This window comes from Pseudomonas cannabina, assembly GCF_900100365.1.
Taxonomy (GTDB): Bacteria; Pseudomonadota; Gammaproteobacteria; order Pseudomonadales; family Pseudomonadaceae; genus Aquipseudomonas; species Aquipseudomonas cannabina.
This window is the reverse complement of the sequence record NZ_FNKU01000001.1, coordinates 805,909-832,199: the sequence shown is the minus strand read 5'-3', so window position 1 is coordinate 832,199 and position 26,291 is coordinate 805,909. Positions and strand designations below refer to the sequence as shown.

The window sequence follows — 26,291 nt, the reverse complement described above, 5'->3', positions numbered from 1 at the left end:
GGCCGCATAAGCGGCCGTTGGCAGGTTGGCAGGTTGGCAGGTTGGCAGGCTTGAGTCAGACCAGGCGCGAAAGCATCTCCCGCGCTTCGGTCTTCTGGCCGTCATCGCCCTCGGTGACCACTTCGTCGAGAATATCCCGCGCCCCGTCGGCATCGCCCATGTCAATGTAGGCGCGCGCCAGATCAAGCTTGGTCGCCGCCTCGTCAGTACCGGACATGAAGTCGAAGTCAGGCTCGTCATCCAGGGCTGCTGCGTCCTCGGCGGTAAACCTTGGCTCATCGAGCGGCGGATGCTCAAGTTTTTGCGCAAGACGGTCCAGCTCGGCATTGACGTCATCGATTTCGCTGGCGAACGCCTGGCTTGCCTGATCGGTTTCAATCTCGTCAGCCAGCGACAGGTCGAAATCTTCCGGCAGCTCCAGATCGTCACTGACCGGCGGTGGCGTGGTCTTGCCCAGATCAAGCGAGTCATCGCCAAGGCCCAGCAAGAAGTCGTCTTCGTTTTTCAGTGCCGGGTCTTCTTCGGACAAATCCAGGTCGAAGTCGGCCAGTTCTTCAGTCGACGTCGCAGCGCGGGCCTCTTCCTGCTGCTGCATGATCGACTCAAATGTCAGCGCTTCGTCGTCGGGCACAGCAGCTGCTTGCGGTGTGTCGGGTTTTGGCTCATCGAGCGTAAGGTCATCAAGATCGTTCACGGTCGAGACTTCAGGCGTGGATGCTTCTTCGAACTCATCCAGGCTCAAGTCAAAATCATGATCGAACTCATCCGGCTTAGGCATCGCGACCGGCTCCGGCGCAGGCACAGCAGCCTGTTCCGCAGGCTCATCGGGATTGTCGTTGTCCGCCAGCAACTCTTCGACGTATTTGGCATCAAGCTCGGCAGCCAACGCCGCAGCACTGGCCGCCGCAGCCGCAGCCGCGACGGCAGGCGCCGCCGATGGCGTCGAGACAGGTTCAGAAGCCAGCGGCGCCGCAGGCTTCAGGGTCGAGTGACGTTCTTCTAGCTGCTCGACCTCAGCTTCAGGCTTTCCCGCAGCCACCAGCTTGCGCTCGTGGGCGGCGTAGGCTTTGTTATTGCCCTGTTCAGCGTAGATTTCCATCAGCTTGAGGCGAATGTCATCGCGCTTCGGATCTTCCTGAACAGCTTCCTCAAGCAGCTCGACCGCCTGATTCATGCGCCCGTAAGCGATATGAATCTCGGCCTGCACCAGAGGATCAGCCTGACGTTCACGCGTCGCTGCTGCGGCTGCCGCACCGGCAGCCCCCATACGGACATTCGGCGGCGGCACGTCAAGCCCGTCGAAACTGGCCTGCGGCGTATCCAGATCCATGTCGGAGACAAAATCGGACTCTTCAGCCAGCGCCCGCGCCATGCGCTTGTGTTTCTCGGCTTCGGCCTTTGCCGCACGGCGACGGGCAAGAAACAACAGCAACAAGGCCAGAATCAGCAACACTGCGCCACCGATGAGCCCCAGCAGAACCGGGTTATCGAGGATCTTCTGCAGCGAGTCATCTTCTTCGGGTACTGCAACCGGCTCGACGGCCAACGGCTGATCTGCCGCAGGCGTCGCAACCTGAGCGGCACCTGCCGGCAAGGCATCTTCGGGAGCGACTTCACCTGCCGGTTTGACCGGGGCGCCATTGGCATCGACCAGCGACGCAGGTACCGCCGCGTTCGTCGGCGTGGTTGCGTCAGGCGTCGCGGCAGCAGGCGGCACGGCGGCGCCAGCGGCCTGCATTTTGGCCAACTGACCGTTTTTCAGCTCGATCAGCCGCTGCAACTTGTCGAGCTGGCTTTGCAGGTCGTTCATGCGGCTTTTCAGCTCGGCATTGTCACGACGCGTGGTATCGAGGGCTTCCTGAGTGACCGCCAGCTTGTTACCGAGATCGCTGTCACCCGTCACACCTTTGGCTGCGGGTTTACCGCTGGCCGACACCAGACTGAGGTTGTCCGGGGTGTCGACGCGAGACGGCGCTGCACCTGCACGATCACGGCGGGTCGCGTCGACTTGTCGTGTGCCGGTTGCAGGCGAACGACGGCCGCCGCGCCACTCGGTGTACTGGCGGGAAACTTCGGTAACGGCCTGCGGTTGCGGCAGTGCAGTGGTCTGTTGAGGCGTCGGCAAGCGCAGCACCTGGCCTTTCTTCAGGCGGTTGATGTTGCCGCCGATGAATGCATCCGGGTTCAGCGCCTGGATCGCCAGCATGGTCTGCTGGACTGTTCCGGCAGTACGCACCTTCGCGGCAATTTCCCACAAGGTGTCGTTATTGGCAGTGACGTATTGCGCCGGTTTATCTGCTGTGGGCGGCGGCAGTGCGGTTGAGCCGGCAGGCGCTGCCGGAGCAGGCGCTTCAGGTGCTGCGGCCTCGACCGGTGGCGCTACCGCTGCCAATTGGGCAGGTGCTGCGGGAGCGGCAGCCGGCGCAGGAGCAGGAGCCGCCGCGGCGGCAGCTGCCTCTGGCGAAAACTTCGGCGGATCGAGCAGCAGACTGTACTCACGCAACAAGCGGCCATTTGGCCACAGCACCTGAACCAGAAATTTCACGTAGGGCTCGCGAACCGGCTTGCTGGAGGTGATCCGCAAGACACTCTTGCCGCTGGCGTTGATCACCGGAGTGAACGTGAGGTCGTTAAGAAATGCCTGACGCGTGACACCCGCCTGAGCGAAGTCGGCCGTGGTAGCCAGGCTGGGCACGACTTGCGTCGCGTTGAGCCCCTGCGCTTCGGTCAACTCGATTTCCGCTACCAATGGCTGATTCAGGGTCGACTTGACCGACAATTCCCCGAGCCCCAGCGCCTGCGCCATACCCGATGACAGCGCTGAAGCCGCAGCGATTGCTAATACCAGTTTACGAACCTGAACCATAGCCCATCCCTTGTTTAAAGATTCCCCGACATTCGGGGAGGTAGTCCTGCATTTGGGTGTAAGGCGTGTCGCCGCTAAAACAATTGTTCAAATTATTGCCAAGTATCTTTTACACATAGCCTTTTATCAACAATTCGCCAACCTGCACAGCATTGAGCGCTGCGCCTTTGCGCACATTGTCTGACGTCAGCCACAGATTGAGTTGCTCGGGATCATCGGTTCCGCCCCGGACGCGACCGACATACACCACATCCTGGCCTACCGCATCGCCAACCGGCGTCGGGTAATCGCCCGCATCGACCAGCTCCAGACCGGGTGCTGCCTCGAGCGCGGCATTGACCGCAGCCAGATCGACCGGCCCCGTGGTGCGCAACGCAACGGTGAAACTGTCGCCGAAGAACACCGGCACTTGAATGCAGGTAGCGGAAACCTTGAGCGATGGCTGTGCCAACAATTCGCGCAGCTCATCCACCAGGCGCCGTTCCAGCGGTAGGTGACCGGAATCGTCGGGCGTGCCGACCTGAGCCAGCACGTTAAAGGCCATCTGTCGATCGAAGAAACGGGTTTCCAGCGGGCGCACGTTGAGCAGTTCGGTAGTCTGCCGCGCCAGCTCGCTCACCCCCTCGCGCCCCAATGCCGATATGGCCAGACACGCCGTGACCGATACGCTGTGCAGGTCGAGCATGGCGCGCAAAGGAGCCAGCGCCAGGGCGACCGCCGTAGCCGCCGCACTTGGGCTGGCCACCAGATGCGCACCAGCGCCGCTTGCGCTCAACAACGCTGCGTTGATCTCCGGCACGATATTGGCCGCTTGCCCGGCCGGGAACGCGCCCGACAGGTCAACGACCGAACAGCCCGCCGCCACGGCTTTTTCTGCATAACTGCGGCTGATCGCCGGGCCGGCAGCGAAAAACGCCAGGCGGACTTTGCTGAAATCGAACTCGTCGACTTCACGCACGCGTACATTCTTGCCCCGAAACGGCACGGAGTGGCCGGCGGATTCGATGCTCGCCAGCAAGTGCAGATTGCCGACAGGAAAATCGCGCTCCTCCAGAACCTGGACAAGGGTTTCGCCGACAGTACCGGTTGCGCCGACTACGGCGATATCAAAGGACTGGCTCATGCAAAAACCTCAGGAAAATCAGGGAGCGGCACTTTAACCGCGGCAGTGCCCGCAGGCAATTCAAGCGCGCCAACCACGGGGCATTTCAAGGCTCCAGACCGATCTTGAAAAACATTCCGTGACTCCAGACGCCCAACCAGCGCTGCCCGTCGATCTCGCGGGCCACCGCCAGTTCGACCAGTTGATAGAACACGTTACGGTGGATCAACGCTTCAAGATTGTTGCGCACCAGAACGTAAGGCGCAGGCTCCTGAGTCTCAGGGTCCGTCACGACCCGCAGCGGATGCTGCGGCCCGGCTTCCGTCTGATCTTCCACATTGGTCAGAAAGCGCAGCACTTGCCCCTCGCCCTCCCCTTGCACGTCGAGACTGACCACCACGAAGGGCGCGTCATCCACCTTGATGCCGACTTTTTCGACCGGCGTGATCAGAAAGTAATCGTCACCGTCGCGCCGCATAATGGTCGAGAACAGCCGCACCATCGGCTTGCGCCCGATCGGCGTGCACAGGTAATACCAGGTGCCGTCGCGGGCGATACGCATATCGATATCGCCACAAAAATCCGGATTCCACAGATGAACAGGCGGCAACCCTTTGGTTTTGGGAATCTGCGCAAAAAGATCGCCCGCCTTGCTTGAATCAGTCACTCCACTCTCCTGAGATTTTTCAAGGCTCGACGCCAGATGTTTCTAGCGCTCTACCCCCAGTAGAGTACGAGCGTAGTCTTCAAGAGGCGGACCTAGCAAATCTTCGGGGCTGGTATCGTAAAGCGTCAGCAATCCGCCACGGCTGCGAATGCGGGCGCTGTCGATGAGGTAGCGCGTGCTGGTCTCGATCAACATCAGTTGAATCACACCACTGTCGACGCCCAGTCGATCAACCGCTTCCTGATCGGACCATTGATCCCAGTTACTGATCCGGTCGTCGGCCCGGGCAAAACGGGTGTAAAGCAGATAATGCGCGCCGGCGCTACGCGCTTCGGTCATTGCGTCATCCAGCCCCATCGGCGCTGGCGCACGGCGGACCATCGGGAAGTACTCGACGAAGCCTTTGAAGGCTTCGTCGGCAACGACGTTGGGACGCGGATAGGCTTTGCCGGGAGGTACGAAAGCGCCCTGGGCGATGTAGATGAATGAGTCAGGCTGTACACGCCAGTTGGCGGTACGACGGGTACTGCTATGGTCGAGCAGACCCGCATCGCTGAATTGCTCGCGAACGCCTTCACCCATATCACTGACTTTCATGCAGCCATTCAGCGCCAACAGCGCGAGCAGCAGAACCAGGCTACGCATTATCCCCTCCCAGATGCCGGTGACGGAAAACCGGCGAATGGTCGTCGGATGCAGCTTCCGCGCCATCTCCGACGCGGCAGCAGCAAAAGCCTCGAGCCAAAGCTCAGGGCCGGCCTGGCGGGTTACGTGCCGGCGGGGTCAGGCTTGCTTTCGACAGGGGTCTCACTGTCGCGCTTGCGCTTGTTGCCCATACGCACGCCGATGTCCATGAGGAAGTTGAAGAAACCTTCCTGATCTTCCAGCACGTTGCTCCAGAACGGCGAGTGGTACAGCGCGACCGCGCCGTGCACCAGCGCCCAGGCTGCGCAGTAGTGGTAGTAAGGCGGGACGTCTTCGAGCTTGCCTTCGGTGATGCGCCCCTTGATCAGCAAGGTGAGGTGTTCGAAGTTGGACGCGCGGATCTTGTGCAGCTCTTCGACCAGCTCGGGCACCTGATTGCCCTTGACCACCTTCTCTTCCAGGCGGTCGAACAAGCGGTAGCGCTGCGGATCACGCATGCGGAACTCGAAGTAGGCACGCGACAGCGCCTCTTTGTCCTTGTCGACATCGGCAGAGTGCAGCAGCTCGTTCAAATCCCGCTCGTAGTCGAGCATCAGGCGCAGGTAGATTTCCGCCTTGGACTTGAAGTGCTTGTAGATGGTGCCTTTGCCAATGCCGACGGCGTCCGCGATCATCTCGACGGTGACGCTGTCTTCGCCTTGCTCCAGGAACAGCTTTAGCGCGGTGTCGAGAATTTCCTGCTCACGGCGGCGAAATTCACGGACCTTACGAGGTTCTTTCTGCATGAGAAGGTCTGTCAGAGATCGAAATCGAAGCGGGCTATTATGCCCATTCGGCGCTAAATTGCACGGTTCATCAGAATTAGTCGACTTGCACTGGAGCGGCGGCGACAAACTCCATATATCCGCTAATCACCACATACAGCGTGAAATACGCGAATATCAGCGCCGACACGAGGTAGGACCAGCGCAATATCCGCTCGCCCATGAAGCGTCCACCCTGGTGGGCCAGTGCGCAGATGGAAATCGACCAGACAACGCCCGCTACGAGGAAGCCCGCCAGGAAGATCGATGCAGTGGCCAGATCCGAACCTTGCCGGGCAATCAACGCACCCCCGACTGCGGCGAACCAGAGAATGGCGCTGGGCGAGGACATCGCCAGAAAGATCCCGCGCAGAAACAGCTTCGGCGCCGACTCGCCCGATTGAGCATCCTGACCGGCAATGCCGGTGCTGACGGTGGTTGCACTCATCAGCATCTTGAAGCAAAAGTATGCCAGCACCGCCGTACCACCCAGCCAGAGCACAAAGCGAACCGTTTCATACTGGAGCAGCACGGCCATGCCAAGCATTGCCAGAATCGCGTAGGCCAGATCGCCGACGCAGGTTCCAAGCCCCAGCCACAGGCCTTTGGAGAACCCGCGCTGCATGGACAGTGTGATCATGGCGATATTGGCCAGACCGATATCCAGGCACAACGACAGGCTCAACAAAAAACCGTTGGAAAATTCCACCCGCAACCTCGCTCCGATTCATATGACCGTCGCACGCCTGAAATGGCTATGCGCCCGGAATCCATGATGTTTTTACCATCGCGCAGCGTTGCCCTCGCTTTCATCAGCTTATCGAGGACTCAAGAAGCGTTTTAGTATTCCAAAACTGTTTAAAAAACGAACATAAGACACTGGACGAGACGCCATCCTGGGCAATACTTAAGGCGCTGGTGCCTCATTCCCCCAAATGATGCGCCCGTAAGGGTACCAACGGATGGAGTGCCTTTGTTTTACTCCTAATGGTCTTAACCCGGCTTCACCCCCCCAGAATCCGGGTTTTTTTTGCCTGGGATTTGACGGTCGCAGCCTAGGCTCTGTACGAAAAGTCGGCGAGCGAAGGTCAGGCAAGGCAAAAAGGCAAGGAACGGCCGGGGTCGCGTTCGACTCTACGTGTTGTAAATGAGCATTCCGATCGGACTCGCGCACGAGCCTGTTTTTAACGCAGCATCACCGAGCGCAGCCACTTTTCGTACAGAGCCTAGCGCTTCAAATGGGCCAGCGGAAAGAGACGGGCAAAGTTGGTGGTGGTCTGCTCTGCGAACCGCTCGTAGGACTCGCCGCGCAACATCGCCAGAAACTCGGCCACCTCGCGCACATATTGCGGCAGATTCGGTTTGCCGCGATAAGGAATAGGCGCGAGGTACGGCGAGTCGGTTTCGACCAGCAGGCGGTCGGCAGGCACCTGCCGGGCCACGTCACGCAAAGCGTCGGCGTTGCGGAAGGTCACGATGCCGGACAACGAGATGTAGTAGCCCATGTTCAGTGCAGCCTTGGCCATGTCCCAGTCCTCGGTGAAACAATGTAGCACGCCTGCGTAGGGCAAGGCTGCTTCACGCAAAAGGCTCAGGGTATCGGCGCGCGCGCCCCGGGTGTGGATGATCACCGGCTTTTCGGTGATTCTGGCGGCCTCCAGATGCACCCGGAACGACGCCTGCTGCAACTCGGCGGCTTCTGGCTCGTAATGGTAATCCAGACCGGTCTCGCCAATTGCCACCACACGCGGGTGATCCAGTTCCTTGAGCAACCAGTCCAGCGGCGGCATCTCGCCCGGCTTGACGTCGAGCGGATGAATGCCTACGGAGCAATCGACATCGGCATGGCGCTCGGCGACCGCCTTGACTGCGCCCGCATTGTCGGCGCTGACGCCAATGCACAGAAAATGCCCGACGCCCCGACTCCGTGCGGCTTCAAGCGCAGCGTCCAGAGAGCCATCGTGCTGGGTAAGGTCAAGGCGATCGAGGTGACAGTGGGAATCTACAAGCATGGGCAACACTACAACTACATCGTATGGGTGGGACGATCGGACTTGAGAGCGCCGACCAGATGGGTTTCGATCAGATTGCGTGCGGTGTTATCGCCGTCATTGAATTGCACACCGACACCGGCAGTCCGGTTGCCCTGTGCGCCCTTCGGCGTGATCCAGGTCACGCGACCGGCGACGGGAACCTTCTCGGGTTCGTCCATCAGATTGAGCAGCATAAACACCTCATCGCCCAGCTTGTAGCTTTTGCTGGTGGGAATGAACAGACCGCCGTTTCTGATGAATGGCATGTAAGCCGCGCACAGCACCGACTTGTCCTTGATAGTCAGGGACAGGATGCCATTACGTGGACCTGTGTTCAGCGGCTCACTCATCACAACACCTCAGCGTTTCCGAATAATGCACAGTCGGGTTAATAAGCAGTCTACGCCTGTCCTGGCAGCCCTGCCCACTGCACCAGCAGCGCTTCAAGCAGCAAGACCCGATTGAGGTTGGCCTTAGACATGACTTTCTGGCGTTGCGCGAGTACCCAGTCCTGAATCTCCAGCACCTTGCCGCGAGAGGATTTCTGCGCCAGATACTGCACCACCTTGCGCATGTCAGGCAGACCAAGGCCTTCTTCGTCCTGGGTCATCTGATAGCGCAGAATCAAGTGCGACCAGTCGCAGAACCAGTCGAACAGCAACAACAGCGGAATGTCTTTCCAGCCTTCAGCCAACTGGGTTGCCGATTGCTGCTGTTTGAGCAGCTTTTTGACGCCGTCGACCACCAGCGCGCGCTGCTCGCGAACACCCTGGGCGTGCAATGAAACGGCGGCCAGCGGCGAACCGGCGGCCAGGGTCAATAATTCGATGCGCTCCTCCGCCGTGCAGTCAGGCAAGGCGCTGCCCAGCCAGTCCAGGCTCATCTGCTCACCGGGCAGCGGGCAGGCCTGCTGCACGCAACGGCTTTTGACGGTCGGCAGCAGGCAGCTCGGCTGATGGCTGACAAGCAACAGCACGGTGCTGCCCGACGGCTCTTCAAGACTTTTCAGCAAGGCGTTGGCCGCGTTGACATTCATGGCCTCCACCGGCTCGACGAGCACGACCTTGCGACCGCCCATTTGCGCGGTCTGCACCACGAAACTGACCAGATCGCGGACTTGATCGACCTTGATCGGCTTGTCCGCTTCCTCCGGCTCCAGCACGTAATTGTCCGGATGGCTGCCCGCCAGCAGCAACAGGCAAGACTTGCACTGACCGCAGGCGTCCAGCCCGGCGGGCTTTTTGCACAGCAGACTGGCCATCAGCCGCTCGGCCAGCGCGCGCTTGCCAATACCGGCCGGACCATGCAAAAGATAGGCGTGAGCATGCTGGGCACGACCGGCCATCTGCTCCCAAAGCGACGCCTGCCACGGGTAGGCTTCAGCCACGTTGCAGCTCCAGCAACTGAGGCAGCAACGTGTCGAGCGATGCCTGGACCTGCGCCAGCGTCTGCGAGGCATCCACCAGACGATAACGCGCAGGCTCGGCCTTGGCGCGGTCCAGATAGGTTGTGCGAACGGCATTGAAAAACGCTCGCCCTTCCTGCTCGAAGCGATCCAGACGGCCCCTCGCCGCAGCCCGCGACAGGCCGATTTCCACCGGCAGATCAAAGACCAGCGTCAGATCGGGGCGCAGATCGCCCTGAACGAATTGCTCCAGCGCGGCAATGCGCTCGTGGGGTAAACCACGGCCGCCGCCCTGATAGGCGTAAGTGGCATCGGTAAAACGATCACACAGCACCACTTCGCCACGCGCCAACGCCGGACGAATGACCTCGGCCAAGTGTTGCGCGCGAGCGGCGAATACCAGCAGCAGCTCGGTGTCGGCGCTCATGGCTTCGTCACTCGGGGCCAGCAACAGCTCGCGGACACGCTCGGCCAGCGGCGTGCCGCCCGGTTCGCGGGTCAGCAAGACTTCCACACCCTGCGCACGCAACCTGGCGGCAAGGTAGTCGCGGTTGGTACTTTTGCCAGCACCTTCCGGGCCTTCGAGGGTGATAAACAGGCCAGTCACAGGCAATCCTTAATCGTCATCATTGCGCATTCGGCTCGGACGGCTGGGCATCCGGGGCAGTCGCGGGTGGTTGTTCTGCAGGCGTCGCCTCGGCGTCGGGCGCTGGCGCAGCCGCAGGTGCCGGGCTGGATCGATAATCTGCGCGGCGCTTGATCTGATACTCGCGCACGGCTGCATTATGCGCGTCCAGATCGTCGGAAAACACGTGACTGCCGTCACCCTTCGCGACGAAATACAGACTGCTGCCGGCCACCGGATTGAGCGCGGCATGAATCGCCTCGCGCCCTACCAGCGAAATCGGTGTCGGCGGCATCCCGGCGATCACGTAGGTATTGTAAGGCGTGGCTTCTTTGAGATTGGCCCGGGTCAACTTGCCGTTGTAGCGCTCACCCATGCCGTAAATCACGGTCGGATCGGTCTGCAACTGCATGCCCAGTTTCAGGCGACGCACGAAGACGCCGGCAATCTGGCCACGTTCCTGTGGCACGCCGGTCTCCTTTTCAACCAGCGAGGCCATGATCAGCGCCTGATAAGGATTGGAGTACGGCGCCTCTGGCGACCTGGCATTCCACTCTTCATCCAGCACCTCTTCCAGACGGCTGTAGGCCTGTTTGAGCAGCTCGACATCACTCATCCCGCGCACGTAACGATAGGTGTCAGGGAAGAAGCGGCCTTCGGGAAAGACATCGGGATGGCCGATTTTCGCCATCAGTTCGCTATCGGACAGGCCTGTCAGGGTCTGTTCGAGCTTGGCCTGTTTGGCCAGGGCGGCGCGAACCTGGCGAAAATTCCAGCCTTCGACCAGTGTCAGGCTGTATTGCACGACTTCCCTGCGTTTCCAGACGTCGAACAGGCCTTTTACGTTCATGCCTGGCACCATGCGGTACTCACCGCTGTGCAGCGGCTGACTGGCCAGATTGAAACGCCAGTAGAGACGCAGCCAGAAAGCGTCCTTGATCACGCCATCGGCCTGCAGACGATTGAGCATGCTGGTCGGCGTCGAGCCGGCCGGTACGTCCAGCAACTGCTCCTGAGCCACTTCAAGCGGCTGGTTCAAGGCTTCGTTCTGCTGCCAGAACGCAAAGCCGAGTAGCAGGCCAGCAACTACAATGCCGGTTTCCAGCAACAGCAATAGTTTTCGGATCACGAATCAGATATCCAGAAGGGCGCGAGCGATGCCTTGCAGTTTACGGGTCAACGGACCAACCGGCCAGTTCAGTGCCGCAAAGCCGCGAACTGGCCAGACGCCATAAACGCTGTTGCACAAAAACACCTCGTCCGCCGCTTCAAGATCGGAGAGATGCACGTCACGAATGTCGACCGCCATACCCAGAGCGAGGGCCTGATCCAGAAGTTCGGCCCGCATGACGCCTGCCACCCCGCAACGGCTGAGGTCGGCGGTCAGCAAACGGCCATGCGTGACCAGAAACAGATTGCTGTAGACCCCTTCGATCAGACGACCGGACGTGTCACGCATCAGCCCTTCGGCGTGATCGCTGTTGCTCCATTCGGAACGCGCCAACACTTGCTCCAGACGATTCAGATGCTTGAGCCCGGCTAGCAGCGGCTGCTCGGCCAGACGGGTCTGGCAGGCAAACAGGTGAACACCCTGTTCGGCATGGGCAGCGGGATAAGCGGGTGCCGGACTGCCCTGCAGGATCCGCCGCGGGTGTGTATCGGGAGCTGGCGCATAACCGCGCTGGCTGTCGCCACGGGTGATCAACAGCTTCATGACCCCCTCACCCAGTTCAGCGGCAAAGCGGGTCATTTCAGCACGAACCTGCACAGGGTCGATCGTGATCTTCAGTTGCTGGCAGCCGCGCTCGAGACGCTGCAGGTGCCGCTCCAGAAGCACCGGCTGCCCGGCCCTGACGGCGACGGTTTCGAACAGTCCGTCACCGTAGGCCAGCCCGCGATCCTTTACAGACAGGGAGTCTGCAGGAGAGCCATCCACCCAACAGGGCATTACTCGGCGAACCGGCGGAACACCAGCGAGCCATTGGTGCCACCGAACCCGAATGAGTTCGACAGCACGACATCGATCGGCATCTGGCGCGCTTCATGCGGTACGAAGTCCAGGTCACAGCCTTCGTCCGGTTCGTCCAGGTTGATAGTCGGCGGCGCGACCTTGTCGACCATTGCCAGCACGCTGAAAATCGCTTCGACAGCACCGGCAGCACCCAGCAGATGACCGGTCATCGACTTGGTCGAGCTGACTGGCAGCCTGTAGGCGTGATCGCCAAATACCGATTTGATGGCCGAGGCCTCGGCCAGATCGCCCGCCAGCGTCGAGGTGCCGTGCGCGTTGATGTAGTGCACCTGCTCGGGATTGACTTTGGCGTCGCGCAACGCGTTGACGATACAACGCGCGGCCCCGGCACCGTCATCCGGCGGCGAAGTCATGTGGTAAGCATCGCCGCTCATGCCGAAGCCGACCAGTTCGGCGTAGATCGTCGCGCCACGCGCCTTGGCGTGCTCGAGTTCTTCGAGGACCATGGCGCCAGCCCCATCGGACAGGACGAAGCCGTCACGGCCCTTGTCCCACGGGCGACTGGCGCGCGCCGGATCGTCGTTGCGGGTGGACAGCGCACGCGCTGCGCCAAAGCCGCCAAGACCCAGACCACAGGCTGCCATTTCGGCACCGCCAGCGATCATCACGTCAGCCTCGTCATAGGCAATGTTGCGTGCCGCCATGCCGATGCAGTGCGTTGCCGTGGTGCAGGCTGTCGCGATGGCGTAGTTAGGCCCCTGTGCACCCAGATGGATGGACAGAAAGCCGGAAATCATGTTGATGATCGAGCCAGGTACGAAGAACGGAGAAATCCGTCCCGGGCCCTGCTCGTGCAGCAGACGGCTGCTGTTTTCGATATTGGTCAGACCACCGATGCCCGAACCCATGGCAACGCCAATGCGCTCGCGGTTTGCATCCGTGACTTCAAGGCCGGCGTTACGCACCGCCTGAAAGCTGGCCGCAAGGCCATACTGGATAAAGAGATCGAGCCGGCGTGCCTCTTTGGGCGCCAGGTACTCTTCGACGTTGAATCCCTTGACCGAACCGCCGAAACGGGTCGTGAAGGCTGACAAGTCCGTGTGCTCGATAAGGCCAATGCCACTGCGGCCCGCCAGAATACCTTGCCAACTGCTGTGCACATCAGTGCCCAGTGGCGAAAGCATGCCCATCCCGGTGACCACGACGCGTCTACGCGACACAGGACTCTCCTTCTCTCTTGTTAACGGAACAATCACAGCGTTTTTTAAAGAAAAAACCGCACGCCGGTTAAAGCAGTGCGGTTTTCCCGTGACAGCAGGTGCGATTACAAATCTTATGCCTGATGGGCAGTGACGTAATCGATTGCTGCTTGAACGGTCGTGATCTTTTCCGCTTCTTCGTCAGGGATTTCGGTCTCGAATTCCTCTTCCAGAGCCATTACCAGCTCAACGGTGTCCAAGGAGTCAGCGCCCAGGTCTTCAACGAAAGAAGCAGTGTTGACAACCTCTTCTTGTTTGACGCCAAGTTGCTCGGCAACGATTTTCTTGACGCGCTCTTCGATGGTGCTCATACCTAGTTTTAACTCCTAGTGGAAATGTTCAGGCTTCTGGCCAGTGGGTAAGTGTATAGAAGAGGTTTTGCGAATTTCAAGCTTAACGCTCTCATCTTATGCCCAACCGCACCTTCGCCCATTCATAGATTGCAGCTTTATAACGGATTTTAGACAGCTCGTATGACATTTTTTTGAAACAGTTCGTCACATCAGCTCATGTACATGCCGCCGTTGACGGGAATTGTCGCCCCCGTAACGTAACCTGCGCCTTCTGAAGCAAGAAAAGCGACCACATGAGCGATCTCTTCAGCCTGCCCCAGACGCCCTAGGGGAATCTGGGTTATCAGGGACTCTCGCTGAGCCTCTGGCAACTCACGTGTCATATCAGTATCAATGAAACCCGGTGCCACCGAATTCACGGTCACCGCACGCGAACCCAATTCTCGGGCCAGAGCCCGGCTGAAACCTTCCAGCCCGGCTTTCGCGGAAGCATAGTTTACTTGACCGGCGTTGCCCATGGCACCCACAACCGAACCAATGCTGATGATACGCCCCCAACGAGCCTTGGTCATGCCCCGCAGAACACCTTTCGAAAGACGGAAAAGGCTGTTCAGATTGGTGTTGACGACGTCATACCATTCGTCATCTTTCATACGCATCATCAGGTTATCACGAGTGATACCAGCATTATTGACGAGAATCAACGGCGCACCGACACGCTCCTGAATGGTCGACAGCACCGAATTGACCGATGCGGCGTCGCACACATCGAGCATCAGGCCAAAGCCTTCGATGCCGTTTTCCTTGAACGTCGCGCTGATGCGCTCGGCGCCGGACTCGGAAGTCGCAGTACCCACGACAACAGCACCGTTGCGTCCCAGTTCCAGGGCAATGGCCTGGCCAATACCACGACTGGCTCCGGTCACCAGTGCAACTTTACCTTGAAGGCTCATGCAGTCTTCTCCTAATCAGGCCAGTGCCGCGCGTGCGGCGGCAAAGGCATCCGGGGTGTCAAGGTTGTAGGTCATCACGCCTTCGGCGCAACGCTTGTTCAAACCTGCCAGCACTTTACCAGGGCCGCATTCCACCAACTGCGTCGCACCCTGGCTCGCCAGAAATTGAATGGATTCAACCCAGCGTACCGGCTTGTACAACTGTTCAAGCAAATCGCGCTTGAGTGTCGCCAGATCGCTGACCGCGCTGGCGCTGACGTTCTGCACCAGAGCAATTTCCGGCACCTGCCAGTCGATCGCTTCGATGGACTCGGCAAAACGCTCGGCAGCCGGGCGCATCAGTTCGCAATGCGAAGGTACGCTGACCGGCAACGGCAAAGCGCGCTTGGCGCCACGGGCTTTGCACAACTCCATGGCGCGCTTGACCGCTTCGGCGGAGCCGGCGATAACCACTTGTCCTGGTGAGTTGAAATTGACTGCGCTGACGACTTCACCCTGAGCCGCTTCGGCGCAGGCTGCGATCACGTCAGCATCATCAAGGCCGAGAATCGCCGCCATGCCGCCCTGACCGGCCGGCACCGCTTCCTGCATCAATTGACCACGGCGCTCCACCAGATTGACAGCGTCCGCCAGACTGAGGCTTTGCGCAGCGACCAGCGCACTGTATTCACCCAGGCTGTGACCGGCAACAAAAGCCGGAATTGCACCGCCCTCTGCCAGCCACACGTGCCACAAGGCCACAGAAGCGGTCAGAATTGCAGGCTGGGTCTTGTCAGTCTGATTGAGCAACTCGGCCGGGCCGCCTTGGGTCAACGCCCACAGGTCGTAACCAAGGGCCTCGGACGCTTGCTCGAACGTATCGAGAATCAACGGATGCTGCTGGCCTTGCTCGGCAAGCATGCCAAGCGATTGCGAGCCTTGACCCGGAAATACAAATGCGAGGGATGCAGACATGTGACAAGCCTCTGAATTATTGGCGCCAAAATGGGCGTCCGGACTGGCCGAACGCGGGTATTCAAACATGCATGACTGATCGTTTGGATGACTGACCAGTCGGACACGTCACATTTTCAGCCCCGAGCGTCACGAAACATCGCTTCAAGCTGGCTGCTCAGGCGTTGCGGCAGGTTTTCCGAGGCCTCGGTCATGGCCCGATAAACTGCACTCTGGAACCCGGAAACACTTGCGGAACCGTGACTTTTCACGACGACGCCCTGCAACCCCAAAAGACTTGCGCCATTGTGTCGCGCGGGAGCCAGCTCGACCTGAAGCCGCTTCAACAACGGCAAGGCCAGCGCCCCTACCGCCCTGCTGAGCAGATTGCGATTGAACAACGTGTCGATTCTGGCAGCAATCATGGTTGCCAGCCCTTCACTCGATTTAAGCAGCACATTACCGACAAAACCGTCGCACACCACAACATCCGCCTCGCCGCGGTACACACCGTCACCTTCGACGTAGCCGATATAGTTGAGCTGCGCGGCTGCCTGTAACAGCTCTGCCGCCTGCTTGACCTGCTGATTGCCCTTTATGTCTTCCGTACCGACATTGAGCAGGGCAACCCTGGGCTGTGCAACGCCGAGGATTTCAGCAAGGACCGAGCCCATCACGGCAAACTGATAGAGCGCCTCGGCACTGCAATCGACATTTGCCCCCAGGTCCAGCAATTGGCAATGGCCTGTGCGGGTGGGAATGGCGGCGATCATTGCCGGCCGATCAATACCCGGCAAGGTCTTGAGCACATGCCGGGAGAGCGCCATCAGCGCACCGGTATTGCCAGCACTGACACAGGCACGGGCCTCCCCGCTCGCTACAAGCTCAAGGGCCACCCGCATCGACGATTCGGGCTTGCCACGCAAGGCCTGTGAAGGACGCTCGTCCATGGCGATGACTTCGCTGGCGTTGACAACACGCAGACGCGAGCGATCAACACCACGATGGCTGGCGATCAGTTCTTCAATCAGGGATGCCTGGCCGACAAGGGCCAAATGAAGCGAGGGCGTAGCTGTCAGGCACGCAAGGCTAGCCTGAACAATGTTGCGGGGACCGAAATCCCCGCCCATTGCGTCGATCGCGATGATCGGAGCGGACAAGAAATTACTCGTCAGCGCCCTTGTCGATCACTTTACGACCACGGTATACGCCTTCTGGCGATACGTGGTGACGCAGGTGAATTTCACCCGTGGTCTTTTCTACCGACAGAGTGCTTGCCTCAAGAGCATCGTGCGAACGACGCATGTCACGGGCAGAGCGGGATTTTTTGTTCTGCTGAACAGCCATAATTGATTAACTCCTAAACGTTTGGGTCACGCTTTAACTGCGCCAATACACTGAACGGGTTGGACCGCGTTACCTCGTCCACGCTCGGTTCGGGCTCATCGAGACCCGCCGGTTGCTGGCATTCTTCAGGATGATGAGCAGGCACAATGGGCAAGGCGAGCAAGAGCTCCTCCTCGATCAATGCCAGCAGATCCAAAGGATCTTCGCCCAGTTCCAGCACGTCATAACCTTTCGGTAACGACTGGGTATTCGCACCCTCCTTCACCACGGCATAACTGCATTCGCTGTGGATCGGCAGGGTGACCAACTCAAGACAACGCTGACAAACCATCTTGACCGGGACGTCTATCGAACTGTGAATAACTACAGAACGGCGTTCGTCACGCTCAAAAACGAATTTCGCCTGCACCGTACCGACAGTGTCGGCAAGCGGGTCGCAGAGTCTTTTCAAATCGCCCAGCAGCACTTCACCCTGAAGGGTAGTGCCGCGATCAGACAATTTGCGCGGGTCAACGTGAGATGGAATCGGGTCATTCAACATAGGCGCAGCATTCTAGGGATGCCCCCTTGGCATGTCAAAGGAAATTCAGGCCTGTTCGTCACTCTGGTCACTGATTAGAATCGCCGATCAGAAAACGGAGAACCGCATGCCATCCCTGCTCCTTGCCTCCAGCTCCCCATACCGCCGCGAACTGCTAGCCCGCCTGCGCGTGCCGTTCACCTGCAAATCCCCGGATATCGACGAAAGCCCTCGCCCCAACGAAGCCGCGCGCGACCTGGTCATGCGCCTTGCCAGGCAGAAAGCAGAGGCGCTGGCGGGCGAATATCCGCACCACCTGATTATCGGCTCCGACCAGGTCGCCGTCCTCGATGGCCGAATACTGGGCAAACCCCATACATTCGAGCGCGCCATGGAGCAGCTTGGCGCCGCGAGCGGCGCCAGCGTGACCTTTCTGACCGGCCTGGCACTGCTCAACAGTTCGACTGGCGAACGCCAGATCGACTGCGTCCCCTTTACCGTGCACATGCGCGAACTGGACCGAGCCAGCATTGAACGCTACCTGCGCGCGGAAGAGCCCTACGACTGCGCTGGCAGCTTCAAGGCCGAGGGGTTGGGTGTCAGCCTGTTTCGCAGCACCGAAGGCAGTGACGCGACCAGCCTGATCGGGCTGCCGCTGATTCGCCTGGTGGACATGCTTATAAAGGAAGGAATCAGCATCCCCTGAGCCGAACACCCAATAAAAAGCCCTGACCGGCGACGATCAGGGCTTTTCGGAGCGACAACGGTATCAGCGCAGCACAGGACCGTTAAAGCCCACCAGCATGGCGATCCGCTCGGCAATACTGGCGCCCAGTTTCTTCGAGAAACGATCAAACGGTGACTCTTCGACGGTGTACTCGACGATGTTCTTTTCTTTGATTACATCACGCGCCACATAACTCGCACTGCCCAGGCCGTCCACCAAACCCAGCCCGACCGCTTGCTCACCCGTCCAGATCAGGCCAGAGAACAGCTCGGGATGATCCTTGTCCTTCAGACGATCGCCGCGACCTTGTTTGACGCTGGCGATGAACTGACGATGGGTTGTGTCCAGCACGCTCTGCCAGAACTGCGTCTCGTCGGCTTTTTGCGGCTGGAACGGATCAAGAAATGCCTTGTGCTCGCCCGACGTGTAAGTCCGACGGTCCACGCCCAGCTTTTCCATCGCCCCCCACAAACCCAAAACCGGCCGCCGTCACACCGATGGAACCCACCAGGCTCGCCTTGTCGGCATAGATCTGATCGGCCGCACTGGCGATGTAGTAAGCACCCGAAGCGCCCAGATCGGTTATCACCGCATAAACCTTGATATCCGGCTTCTCGGCACGCAGACGACGGATCTCGTCATACACGTAGCCGGATTGCACAGGGCTGCCACCCGGACTGTTGATGCGCAAGATGACGCCCTTGGTCTTTTCGTCCTCGAACGCATCGCGCAGCGCAGTGACGATGTTCTCGGCACTGGCCGATTCCTTGTCGGCGATCACGCCCTGCACGTCGATCAGCGCCGTGTGACTGGCGCGACGCGAGGTACCGCCTTCGAAATCAAGCATCGGCAGGACCACGGCCACAAACAGAAACACAAAGGTCAGCAGTTTGAAAAAGATCCCCCAGCGCCGTGCACGTCGCTGCTCCTGAACACTGGCGAGCAACGTTTTCTCGAGAAGCTTCCAGCTTTTAGCCTCTTCCCTGCCATTGATACCCTCGTCCGCGTTTTGCGAACCGGGTGCTTTCCATTCGTCAGACATGCTTCTTTTACCCTTAGCGAAAACTAGACGCTGCGCCGGTTCAACCAGGTACGCAGCTCGGAAAAATGCTCGATGGCCAGACGCGGCTCGAACTGACGCAACGACTCCAGTGGCTGCGCGCCATAGCCCACCGCCACGCAGTCCATACCGGCATTGCGCGCCATCAACAAATCGAAAGAGGCGTCGCCAATCATCAGCGAGCGCTCGGGCGCAACACCGCAGTGCGCCATAATCTCGTTGAGCATCAACGGATCAGGCTTGCTCGCCGTTTCGTCGGCCGCTCGTGTGATATCGAAGTAATCAGCCCAGCCATTGGCTTCCAGCACCCGATCAAGCCCGCGACGCGCCTTGCCGGTCGCCACCGCCAGACGATAGCCATCCTCGCGGAATGCCTGCATGGACTCCACAACCCCCTCGAACAGCGAAGATGGCACGTTATCCATCGCCATGTAGGCATCAGCGTAATGCTGACGGAATTCGGTCAAAAGGCTGTCGTCGATCTGCGGATACAAGGTCCGGACCGCCTCGGGAAGCCCAAGACCGATAATGTCCTTGATCGCAGAATCGTCACGTATCTCAAGACCGCTCTGGACGGCCGCCGTGCGCATGGACTGGACAATTCGACCGACCGAATCAGCCAGCGTACCGTCCCAATCGAAAATCAACAGATCGTAATCACGTTGCACTCAGACGCTCCACTGTCTTTGCCCACATCTCGTCGACGGGCGCTTGTACATTCAATTTGCTGCCATCAGGCATCGGCACGGTAAGCATGTAGGCATGCAGAAACAGACGCTTGCCGCCCAGATCGCGAATTTCACGACTGAAATTCTCGTCGCCGTATTTGGTGTCACCGGCGATGGCGTGACCGGCGTGCAGCGTATGCACCCTGATCTGGTGCGTACGCCCGGTGACAGGCTTGGCCTCAACCATGGTGGCGAAGTCGCCGAAACGACGCAGCACCTTAAAGAGGGTCAGCGCTTCCTTGCCCTCTTCATTGACCTCGACCATGCGCTCACCGGAGCGCAGATTGCTCTTGAGCAGCGGCGCGCGCACCTGTTTTTGCGCAGTGGCCCAGTTGCCGCGTACCAGCGCCATATAACGCTTGTCGACACCATCGCCGCGCAGGGCCTCGTGCAGATGGCGCAACATGCTGCGTTTCTTGGCAATCATCAGCAACCCGGAGGTGTCGCGATCGAGGCGATGCACCAGCTCAAGCTCCTTGGCATCCGGGCGTAACTGGCGAAACGCTTCGATCACGCCGAAGCTCAGACCACTGCCGCCGTGCACGGCAATGCCCGCAGGCTTGTTGAGCACGATCAGCGCCTTGTCTTCGTAGACAATCGCCGCCTCGAGGCGCTGCAACAGGGCTTGCGCAACCGGCACCGGCTCATCGCGCTCGGGCACGCGCACAGGAGGAATGCGCACGATATCACCTGCCTGCAACTTGTACTCGGGCTTGATCCGCCCCTTGTTCACACGCACTTCGCCTTTGCGCAGAATGCGGTAGATCAAGGTTTTGGGCACACCCTTGAGATAAGTGATCAGAAAGTTATCGATGCGTTGACCGGCAAGTTCCGGCGCAACCTCAACCAGCTGGACGCCGGGGGTTGGAGGGGCAATATTCGTCATGCCGCAAATCATAACAATTTTTTATGGATTTGAAGCACTTAATGATTGCTGATATAGTCGCGAACGCCGCCATAAGCGGCCGGACAGCGGATCAACGGTTGACAACCGGCCCTGACCAACGCAATTCACGAGGACGCGAGGCCGTCCTACGGGGCGTTCGGTGACAACGGAGCACGACGAAAGCGTAACGAGCGCAGGTGACATGAGGCCGGATACGCGCCTGACAGCAGAGCAGACAGCTCGCCGTCAGTGCGGACAGTTCATGGCCAGTTCACAAAGTGCAGTCGCTTCCAGACGCAACGAGCGAACGTTTCGGGAACAACGCCTTAAGCCATGATGCGCGGTCTTCCCTTTCGAAGACTGCGGTAAATGCCAACCCGCTGCGGATTCTGCGCGCGGCAGCACCCGAATTATCAGGGATACGTGTAGGGTGGAGACGCACAACCATCGGACTGTGTAGCACAAGGCTTGTTCTAGACGCTTCATCTCGTCCGCTACCGATGGTCGATTCCTCCTCCTGACAAAGCTTTTGCTGAAAAGGGTGTCTTATGCCACCACAGCAAGCAGGAAACGTCGTCGCGACCCTCCGCCCCCTCTGGGCGAGGACCTCGCTAGACACTGGAGTGTTCAACCACTCCTGACGTGCCCTGACACCGACCGTGAGAAGTCGTGTGTGCCGAACGCCGTTTCCGGCAGCCCGGAAACCGACGGTACTACATGAAAAGAATGCTGATTAACGCAACTCAACCCGAAGAGTTGCGTGTTGCACTGGTAGACGGCCAGCGCCTCTACGACCTGGACATCGAGTCAGGTGCACGCGAGCAGAAGAAGGCCAACATCTATAAAGGCCGAATCACTCGTATCGAACCCAGCCTCGAGGCTGCCTTTGTCGATTTCGGCTCTGAGCGCCACGGCTTCCTGCCCCTCAAGGAAATCTCCCGCGAGTACTTCAAGAAAGCCCCTGAAGGCCGCGTCAACATCAAGGACGTCCTGAGCGAAGGCCAGGAAGTCATCGTTCAGGTCGAGAAAGAAGAACGTGGCAACAAGGGCGCGGCCCTGACCACCTTCATCAGCCTTGCCGGCCGTTATCTGGTGCTGATGCCGAACAACCCGCGTGCCGGTGGCATTTCGCGTCGTATCGAAGGCGAAGAGCGTAACGAACTGCGCGAAGCGCTGAACGGCCTGATCGCCCCTGCCGACATGGGCCTAATCGTTCGCACCGCAGGTCTTGGCCGCAGCAGCGAAGAAATGCAGTGGGACCTCGACTACCTGCTGCAACTCTGGACCGCCATCAAAGAGGCGTCCCTGGATCGCTGCGCCCCTTTCCTGATCTACCAGGAAAGCAACGTCATCATCCGCGCCATCCGCGACTACCTGCGCCAGGACATCGGTGAGGTCCTGATCGACAGCATCGAAGCCCAGGAAGAAGCCCTGACCTTCATCCGTCAGGTGATGCCGCAGTACGCCAGCAAGATCAAGCTTTACGAAGACAGCGTTCCGCTGTTCAACCGCTTCCAGATCGAAAGCCAGATCGAAACCGCCTTCCAGCGCGTCGTCGAATTGCCTTCCGGTGGCTCCATCGTTATCGATCCGACCGAAGCACTGGTGTCCATCGACATCAACTCGGCGCGCGCCACCAAAGGCAGCGACATCGAAGAAACCGCCCTGCAGACCAACCTTGAAGCGGCTGAGGAAATCGCCCGTCAACTGCGTCTGCGTGACATCGGCGGCCTGATCGTCATCGACTTCATCGACATGACGCCTGCAAAGAACCAGCGCGCCGTGGAAGAGAAAGTCCGCGAAAGCCTGGAAGCCGACCGTGCCCGCGTTCAGGTCGGTCGCATTTCGCGCTTTGGCCTGCTGGAAATGTCCCGTCAGCGCCTGCGTCCGTCGCTCGGCGAGAGCAGCGGCATCGTTTGCCCGCGCTGCAACGGCACCGGCATCATCCGCGACGTCGAATCGCTGTCGCTGGCAATCCTGCGCCTGATCGAAGAAGAAGCCCTGAAAGACCGCACTGCCGAAGTGCGCGCTCAGGTGCCGATCCCGGTTGCTGCGTTCCTGCTCAACGAAAAGCGCAACTCGATCACCAAGATCGAACTGCGTACGCGTGCGCGCATCATCATTCTGCCGAACGATCATCTGGAAACGCCGCACTTCGAAGTTCAGCGTCTGCGCGATGACAGTCCGGAAGCACATAACAACCAGACCAGCTACGAAATCGCCGCTGCGGCTGCCGAAGTTGAAGAAATCGCCCCGCTGGCCGCTGCAACCCGCACTCTGGTGCGTCAGGAAGCTGCGGTCAAGACCGCCCCGGCACGTGCCAATGCGCCGGTTCCGGTAGAAGTGGCCGAGCCTGTTGCAACTCCGGCCCCGGTGGTTCACGAACCAAGCCTGTTCAAAGGCCTGGTGAAGTCCTTGGTCAGCCTGTTCGCGAGCAAGGAAGAGCCTGCTGCACCGGTGGTGGTTGAAAAGCCGGTGGCCGAGCAGCGTCCTGCGCGCAACGAAGAACGCCGCAACGGTCGTCAACAGAGCCGTGGCCGCAACAATCGTCGTGATGAAGAGCGCAAGCCGCGTGAAGAACGTGCTCCACGCGAAGAGCGTGCCGAGCGCGCCCCTCGCGAAGAGCGTGCGCCGCGTGAAGAGCGTGCACCTCGTGAAGAACGCGCCGTACGCGAACCCCGTGAAGCCCGTGAAGAATCGGCACCGCGCGAAGAACGTCCGGCCCGTACCTCTCGCGAGCGCAAGCCGCGTGAAGCTCGTGAAGACCGTCCGGTCCGCGAACTGCGTGAGCCGCTGGATGCCGCGCCTGCCGTGAACCTCGCCCGTGAAGAACGTCCAGAACGCGCTCCGCGTGAAGAACGTCAGCCACGCGCGCCTCGCGAAGAGCGTCAACCACGCGCCGAACAGGCCGCGCCTGCCGTGAGCGAAGAAGAGGAAGTGCTGCTCAACGAAGAGCAGACGCAAGACGACAATCAGGAAAGCAACGACGGCAACGACGGTGATCGCCCTCGCCGCCGCTCCCGTGGTCAGCGTCGCCGCAGCAACCGTCGCGAGCGTCAGCGTGATGCCAACGGCAATGTGATCGAAGGCTCTGAAGAAAACGGTAGCGAAGAAGAAGGCAGCGCCGACCTGTCGGCTGGCCTGGGCTTCACCGCCGCAGCTTCTGCCGCCAGCAGCGTGATCAGTGCTCCGGCCGAAGCCGATGCGCATCAGCAGGCCGAACGTGCCAACAATGCCGCAGCCGACTCGGATGCAGAGCCTGCGCAACAGACGCCGGTTGCCGAAGCACCTGCAACTGAAGCCCCTGTCGTTGAAACAACCATCACTGACACTGAAGCGCCGACGCCAGCGGTAGAAACGCCCGTTGCGGCAGAGCCGACCGTCGAAGTGCCAGCCGTCGAAGCCCCGGTAGCAGACGATGCTCCAGTAGCCCGGCCCGCTCCAGAGGTTGAAGTTCAGCCAACGGCAGTGGAAACACCTGCTATCGCGGCGCAGTCCGAGCTGTTCGAAGCACCGCACGCAGAACGCGTCGTGCCGTTCAAACCAACGCCAGAGCCGACGCCAGAAGCGCCGGTCGAAGCTGCGGTCCATGAGGAAGTGCCTGCCACTGAATCATCTGAACTGCCAACGCCGGTGCCGGCTCCGGTCGCTGAACCCGTCGTTGTCGAGCCGATGGCCGAGAAGGAGGAGTCAGCTCCTTACGTCGCGCCCAAGGCCACCATCGAAGAACAGGCACCTGCATCGCAAGAGCAAGAGCCAGCCGTTGCAGAAACGCCTGCTGCGCCAGCGGTCAGCAGCACCGGCCGCGCGCCGAACGATCCGCGTGAAGTTCGTCGCCGCAAGCGCGAAGAAGAAGCACGTCGTCAGCAGGAAGCCGCTGGCAACAGCGCTCCAGCCGCCGAAGCAGCACCTGTTGCCGCTGATGCAGAATCGGTCCAGCCTTCGCCGGCAACCGAGGAAAAAGCTGAAGATTCCGTGATTCAGCTGCAACATGAAGCCGAGAAAGAGACCGAGCATAAGCCCCTCGCCTAACCCCGGCCCATGAAAAAGCCCCGCCTGTGCAAGCAGGCGGGGCTTTTTCATGTCTGTTGTCCCGTCCTGAATAAGGTTTACACCTTCTGACCTTTCCTCAGGAGGACTCAATGAATTCGGGCAAAAGGCGCAGCCAGCGCGATTACACGCTAGCCTTTAAATTATCGGTCGTAGATCAGGTTGAAAAAGGCGAGTTGAGTTATAAAGAAGCCCAGCGACGCTATGGCATCCAAGGCCGGTCGACGGTGCTGGTCTGGTTACGAAAGCACGGTCGACAGGATTGGAGCCAAGGCGCATCAATTCGAGAGCCGAGGAACAGGTCCATGACCGAGCCAACACTCCCGCCGACACCTGAGCAGCGGATTAAAGAGCTTGAAGAACAGCTGGTGCTGAGCAATCAGAAGGCCCAGTTCTTTGAAGCTGTCGTGAACGTCTTGAAAAATGACTACGGTGTTTCCATCGTAAAAAAGCGACCCGGCAAGTCCTCTCGCAAGGGCAAATCCAAGACCTGAGCATTACCAGGGCTTGCCTGTTCATGGGTATTTCGCGTCAAGCGTATTACAAGCGTAATCGCGCTTTTGACGCGAAGGTCCGCCAAGACCAAGAGGTGGTGGACTTCGTCCTGGAAAAGCGGCGTCGCCAGCCCAGGCTGGGAACGCGCAAGCTGCACTACTTGATGAGCGTCGAAGCTCCTGCGTCGTTGTGCGTGGGTAGAGACCGTCTGTTTACCATCCTTCGTGATGCGCGCGAGCTGGTTCCGCGCAAACGGGCTTATCACAAGACCACTCATAGTCATCATCGCTTTCGCCGCCACCCCAACCTGCTCAAAGCAGGTCCTGAACAAGTCGTGGCCAATGGACCCGAACAGGTCTGGGTTGCAGACATCACCTATCTGCCTACACAGGAAAGCGTGGCCTATGTGAGCCTTGTGACAGATGCGTACTCACGCAAGATTGTTGGTCATCATGTGCATGAGAGCCTGCATACACAGTCGGTGATAAAGGCACTGGAAAAAGCGGTAGGAGAGCGAAAAACCGATCAGATGCTGATTCATCATTCAGATCGCGGTGCCCAGTACTGTTCCGACCTCTACCAACGTCTGCATACCAGGCATGAAATCCAGTGCTCGATGACTGATGGCTATGACTGTTACCAGAACGCTATGGCCGAGCGAATAAACGGAATTTTGAAGACCGAGTTTCTACTCCATCGGCCTAAAGACTTGGCAGATGCAGTGAAAATGGTGGATGAATCGGTGCAGATCTATAATGGGGAGCGACCGCACCTATCCCTGAAATACAAAACGCCCGACGCGGTGCATCGGGCGTTTTTGAGCGTGAAACAGGTGTAAACCTATTTCAGGACTAGACATGTTGATTCAGTTTGGTGCTGCGCTCACCTTAAATACGTGGCGCTTGATCTGGCCTAGCGAGCA

General features: G+C 59.5%; 24 protein-coding genes and 1 pseudogene. 3 read left to right on the top strand and 22 right to left on the bottom strand.

What is annotated here, in order from left to right; all coding sequences use genetic code 11:
* Positions 1-55 precede the first annotated feature (55 nt).
* The 19 genes from BLT55_RS04035 to BLT55_RS03945 all read right to left on the bottom strand — a co-directional run bounded on the left by BLT55_RS04035 (position 56) and on the right by BLT55_RS03945 (position 17,444).
* Complete coding sequence (locus tag BLT55_RS04035) at positions 56-2,866, bottom strand: motility hub landmark protein FimV (protein ID WP_054999524.1); 2,811 nt, start codon at positions 2,864-2,866, stop codon at positions 56-58.
* Positions 2,867-2,975: 109 nt separating this feature from the next.
* Positions 2,976-3,989 (bottom strand): aspartate-semialdehyde dehydrogenase, encoded by a 1,014-nt coding sequence (locus tag BLT55_RS04030; RefSeq protein WP_054999523.1) that lies wholly within the window; start codon positions 3,987-3,989, stop codon positions 2,976-2,978.
* A gap of 85 nt (positions 3,990-4,074) precedes the next feature.
* Positions 4,075-4,635, bottom strand: coding sequence for a DUF1285 domain-containing protein (locus tag BLT55_RS04025; protein WP_054999522.1), 561 nt, complete (start codon positions 4,633-4,635; stop codon positions 4,075-4,077).
* Positions 4,636-4,677: 42 nt separating this feature from the next.
* Positions 4,678-5,280 (bottom strand): DUF4823 domain-containing protein, encoded by a 603-nt coding sequence (locus BLT55_RS04020; protein WP_054999528.1) that lies wholly within the window; start codon positions 5,278-5,280, stop codon positions 4,678-4,680.
* Positions 5,281-5,402: 122 nt separating this feature from the next.
* Positions 5,403-6,065, bottom strand: a complete 663-nt coding sequence (locus BLT55_RS04015) for a TetR/AcrR family transcriptional regulator (protein WP_007253385.1) — start codon at positions 6,063-6,065, stop codon at positions 5,403-5,405.
* 76 nt (positions 6,066-6,141) lie between these two features.
* On the bottom strand, positions 6,142-6,792 hold the full coding sequence (locus tag BLT55_RS04010) for a LysE family translocator (protein WP_054999521.1): 651 nt from the start codon (positions 6,790-6,792) through the stop codon (positions 6,142-6,144).
* Between the two features lie 517 nt (positions 6,793-7,309).
* On the bottom strand, positions 7,310-8,095 hold the full coding sequence (locus tag BLT55_RS04005) for a TatD family hydrolase (RefSeq protein ID WP_054999520.1): 786 nt from the start codon (positions 8,093-8,095) through the stop codon (positions 7,310-7,312).
* 14 nt (positions 8,096-8,109) lie between these two features.
* A complete protein-coding gene (locus tag BLT55_RS04000; protein WP_054999519.1) occupies positions 8,110-8,466 on the bottom strand; it encodes a PilZ domain-containing protein in 357 nt (118 codons plus the stop codon).
* 50 nt (positions 8,467-8,516) lie between these two features.
* Positions 8,517-9,503 carry a DNA polymerase III subunit delta' gene (locus BLT55_RS03995; RefSeq protein ID WP_054999518.1) on the bottom strand — a complete coding sequence of 329 codons (987 nt, stop codon included), beginning with the start codon at positions 9,501-9,503 and terminating at the stop codon, positions 8,517-8,519.
* Positions 9,496-10,128 (bottom strand): dTMP kinase, encoded by a 633-nt coding sequence (gene tmk / locus BLT55_RS03990; RefSeq protein WP_054999517.1) that lies wholly within the window; start codon positions 10,126-10,128, stop codon positions 9,496-9,498. Before tmk ends, BLT55_RS03995 begins: the two co-directional genes overlap by 8 nt.
* Positions 10,129-10,147: 19 nt before the next feature.
* Positions 10,148-11,275: an endolytic transglycosylase MltG gene (gene mltG / locus BLT55_RS03985; protein WP_054999516.1), complete on the bottom strand. Its 1,128-nt coding sequence runs from the start codon at positions 11,273-11,275 to the stop codon at positions 10,148-10,150.
* Between the two features lie 3 nt (positions 11,276-11,278).
* Positions 11,279-12,094 (bottom strand): aminodeoxychorismate lyase, encoded by an 816-nt coding sequence (gene pabC, locus BLT55_RS03980; RefSeq protein ID WP_054999515.1) that lies wholly within the window; start codon positions 12,092-12,094, stop codon positions 11,279-11,281.
* Positions 12,094-13,338 (bottom strand): beta-ketoacyl-ACP synthase II, encoded by a 1,245-nt coding sequence (gene fabF / locus BLT55_RS03975; protein WP_054999514.1) that lies wholly within the window; start codon positions 13,336-13,338, stop codon positions 12,094-12,096. The genes pabC and fabF overlap by 1 nt, the downstream gene beginning before the upstream one ends.
* 113 nt (positions 13,339-13,451) lie before the next feature.
* A complete protein-coding gene (gene acpP / locus BLT55_RS03970) occupies positions 13,452-13,688 on the bottom strand; it encodes an acyl carrier protein (protein ID WP_007253394.1) in 237 nt (78 codons plus the stop codon).
* A 191-nt stretch (positions 13,689-13,879) separates the two neighbouring features.
* Positions 13,880-14,623: a 3-oxoacyl-ACP reductase FabG gene (gene fabG, locus BLT55_RS03965; RefSeq protein ID WP_054999513.1), complete on the bottom strand. Its 744-nt coding sequence runs from the start codon at positions 14,621-14,623 to the stop codon at positions 13,880-13,882.
* Between the two features lie 15 nt (positions 14,624-14,638).
* Positions 14,639-15,577 (bottom strand): ACP S-malonyltransferase, encoded by a 939-nt coding sequence (gene fabD / locus BLT55_RS03960; protein ID WP_054999512.1) that lies wholly within the window; start codon positions 15,575-15,577, stop codon positions 14,639-14,641.
* A 116-nt stretch (positions 15,578-15,693) separates the two neighbouring features.
* Entirely contained in the window at positions 15,694-16,716 is a 1,023-nt protein-coding gene (gene plsX / locus BLT55_RS03955) for a phosphate acyltransferase PlsX (protein ID WP_054999511.1), read from the bottom strand.
* 4 nt (positions 16,717-16,720) lie between these two features.
* Entirely contained in the window at positions 16,721-16,903 is a 183-nt protein-coding gene (gene rpmF, locus BLT55_RS03950; RefSeq protein ID WP_002552688.1) for a 50S ribosomal protein L32, read from the bottom strand.
* A 13-nt stretch (positions 16,904-16,916) separates the two neighbouring features.
* Positions 16,917-17,444, bottom strand: a complete 528-nt coding sequence (locus tag BLT55_RS03945; protein ID WP_002552687.1) for a YceD family protein — start codon at positions 17,442-17,444, stop codon at positions 16,917-16,919.
* Positions 17,445-17,550: 106 nt separating this feature from the next.
* Here BLT55_RS03945 and BLT55_RS03940 point away from each other — a divergent pair, with 106 nt between their 5' ends.
* Positions 17,551-18,129, top strand: a complete 579-nt coding sequence (locus tag BLT55_RS03940; protein WP_054999510.1) for a Maf family protein — start codon at positions 17,551-17,553, stop codon at positions 18,127-18,129.
* Between the two features lie 63 nt (positions 18,130-18,192).
* On the opposite strand, the pseudogene sppA reads toward BLT55_RS03940, so the two are convergent.
* From sppA to rluC, 3 genes and pseudogenes are all read right to left on the bottom strand, one after another.
* Positions 18,193-19,192, bottom strand: a pseudogene (sppA, locus tag BLT55_RS03935) (signal peptide peptidase SppA).
* Positions 19,193-19,215: 23 nt separating this feature from the next.
* Positions 19,216-19,878: an HAD-IA family hydrolase gene (locus tag BLT55_RS03930; protein WP_054080087.1), complete on the bottom strand. Its 663-nt coding sequence runs from the start codon at positions 19,876-19,878 to the stop codon at positions 19,216-19,218.
* On the bottom strand, positions 19,868-20,824 hold the full coding sequence (gene rluC, locus BLT55_RS03925; RefSeq protein ID WP_007253401.1) for a 23S rRNA pseudouridine(955/2504/2580) synthase RluC: 957 nt from the start codon (positions 20,822-20,824) through the stop codon (positions 19,868-19,870). The genes BLT55_RS03930 and rluC overlap by 11 nt, the downstream gene beginning before the upstream one ends.
* A 726-nt stretch (positions 20,825-21,550) precedes the next feature.
* Here rluC and rne point away from each other — a divergent pair.
* Entirely contained in the window at positions 21,551-24,856 is a 3,306-nt protein-coding gene (gene rne, locus BLT55_RS03920; RefSeq protein ID WP_054999509.1) for a ribonuclease E, read from the top strand.
* A 110-nt stretch (positions 24,857-24,966) separates the two neighbouring features.
* A protein-coding gene (locus BLT55_RS03910; RefSeq protein WP_244158993.1) for an IS3 family transposase occupies positions 24,967-26,207 on the top strand; the annotation gives its coding sequence in 2 pieces (ribosomal slippage) (positions 24,967-25,318 and positions 25,318-26,207; 1,242 coding nt in all).
* Positions 26,208-26,291: the final 84 nt, after the last annotated feature.

Bases quoted from the DNA above. Each gene is read 5' to 3' on its own strand.
- fabG (WP_054999513.1), bottom strand. From the start codon at position 14,623: ATGAGCCTTCAAGGTAAAGTTGCACTGGTGACCGGAGCCAGTCGTGGT.
- BLT55_RS03945 (WP_002552687.1), bottom strand. From the start codon at position 17,444: ATGTTGAATGACCCGATTCCATCTCACGTTGACCCGCGCAAATTGTCT.
- BLT55_RS04015 (WP_007253385.1), bottom strand. From the start codon at position 6,065: ATGCAGAAAGAACCTCGTAAGGTCCGTGAATTTCGCCGCCGTGAGCAG.
- BLT55_RS04035 (WP_054999524.1), bottom strand. From the start codon at position 2,866: ATGGTTCAGGTTCGTAAACTGGTATTAGCAATCGCTGCGGCTTCAGCG.
- fabD (WP_054999512.1), bottom strand. From the start codon at position 15,577: ATGTCTGCATCCCTCGCATTTGTATTTCCGGGTCAAGGCTCGCAATCG.
- rluC (WP_007253401.1), bottom strand. From the start codon at position 20,824: ATGACGAATATTGCCCCTCCAACCCCCGGCGTCCAGCTGGTTGAGGTT.
- BLT55_RS04020 (WP_054999528.1), bottom strand. From the start codon at position 5,280: ATGCGTAGCCTGGTTCTGCTGCTCGCGCTGTTGGCGCTGAATGGCTGC.
- BLT55_RS04000 (WP_054999519.1), bottom strand. From the start codon at position 8,466: ATGAGTGAGCCGCTGAACACAGGTCCACGTAATGGCATCCTGTCCCTG.
- pabC (WP_054999515.1), bottom strand. From the start codon at position 12,094: ATGCCCTGTTGGGTGGATGGCTCTCCTGCAGACTCCCTGTCTGTAAAG.
- rpmF (WP_002552688.1), bottom strand. From the start codon at position 16,903: ATGGCTGTTCAGCAGAACAAAAAATCCCGCTCTGCCCGTGACATGCGT.
- BLT55_RS04005 (WP_054999520.1), bottom strand. From the start codon at position 8,095: ATGCTTGTAGATTCCCACTGTCACCTCGATCGCCTTGACCTTACCCAG.
- BLT55_RS03940 (WP_054999510.1), top strand. From the start codon at position 17,551: ATGCCATCCCTGCTCCTTGCCTCCAGCTCCCCATACCGCCGCGAACTG.
- BLT55_RS04030 (WP_054999523.1), bottom strand. From the start codon at position 3,989: ATGAGCCAGTCCTTTGATATCGCCGTAGTCGGCGCAACCGGTACTGTC.
- rne (WP_054999509.1), top strand. From the start codon at position 21,551: ATGCTGATTAACGCAACTCAACCCGAAGAGTTGCGTGTTGCACTGGTA.
- acpP (WP_007253394.1), bottom strand. From the start codon at position 13,688: ATGAGCACCATCGAAGAGCGCGTCAAGAAAATCGTTGCCGAGCAACTT.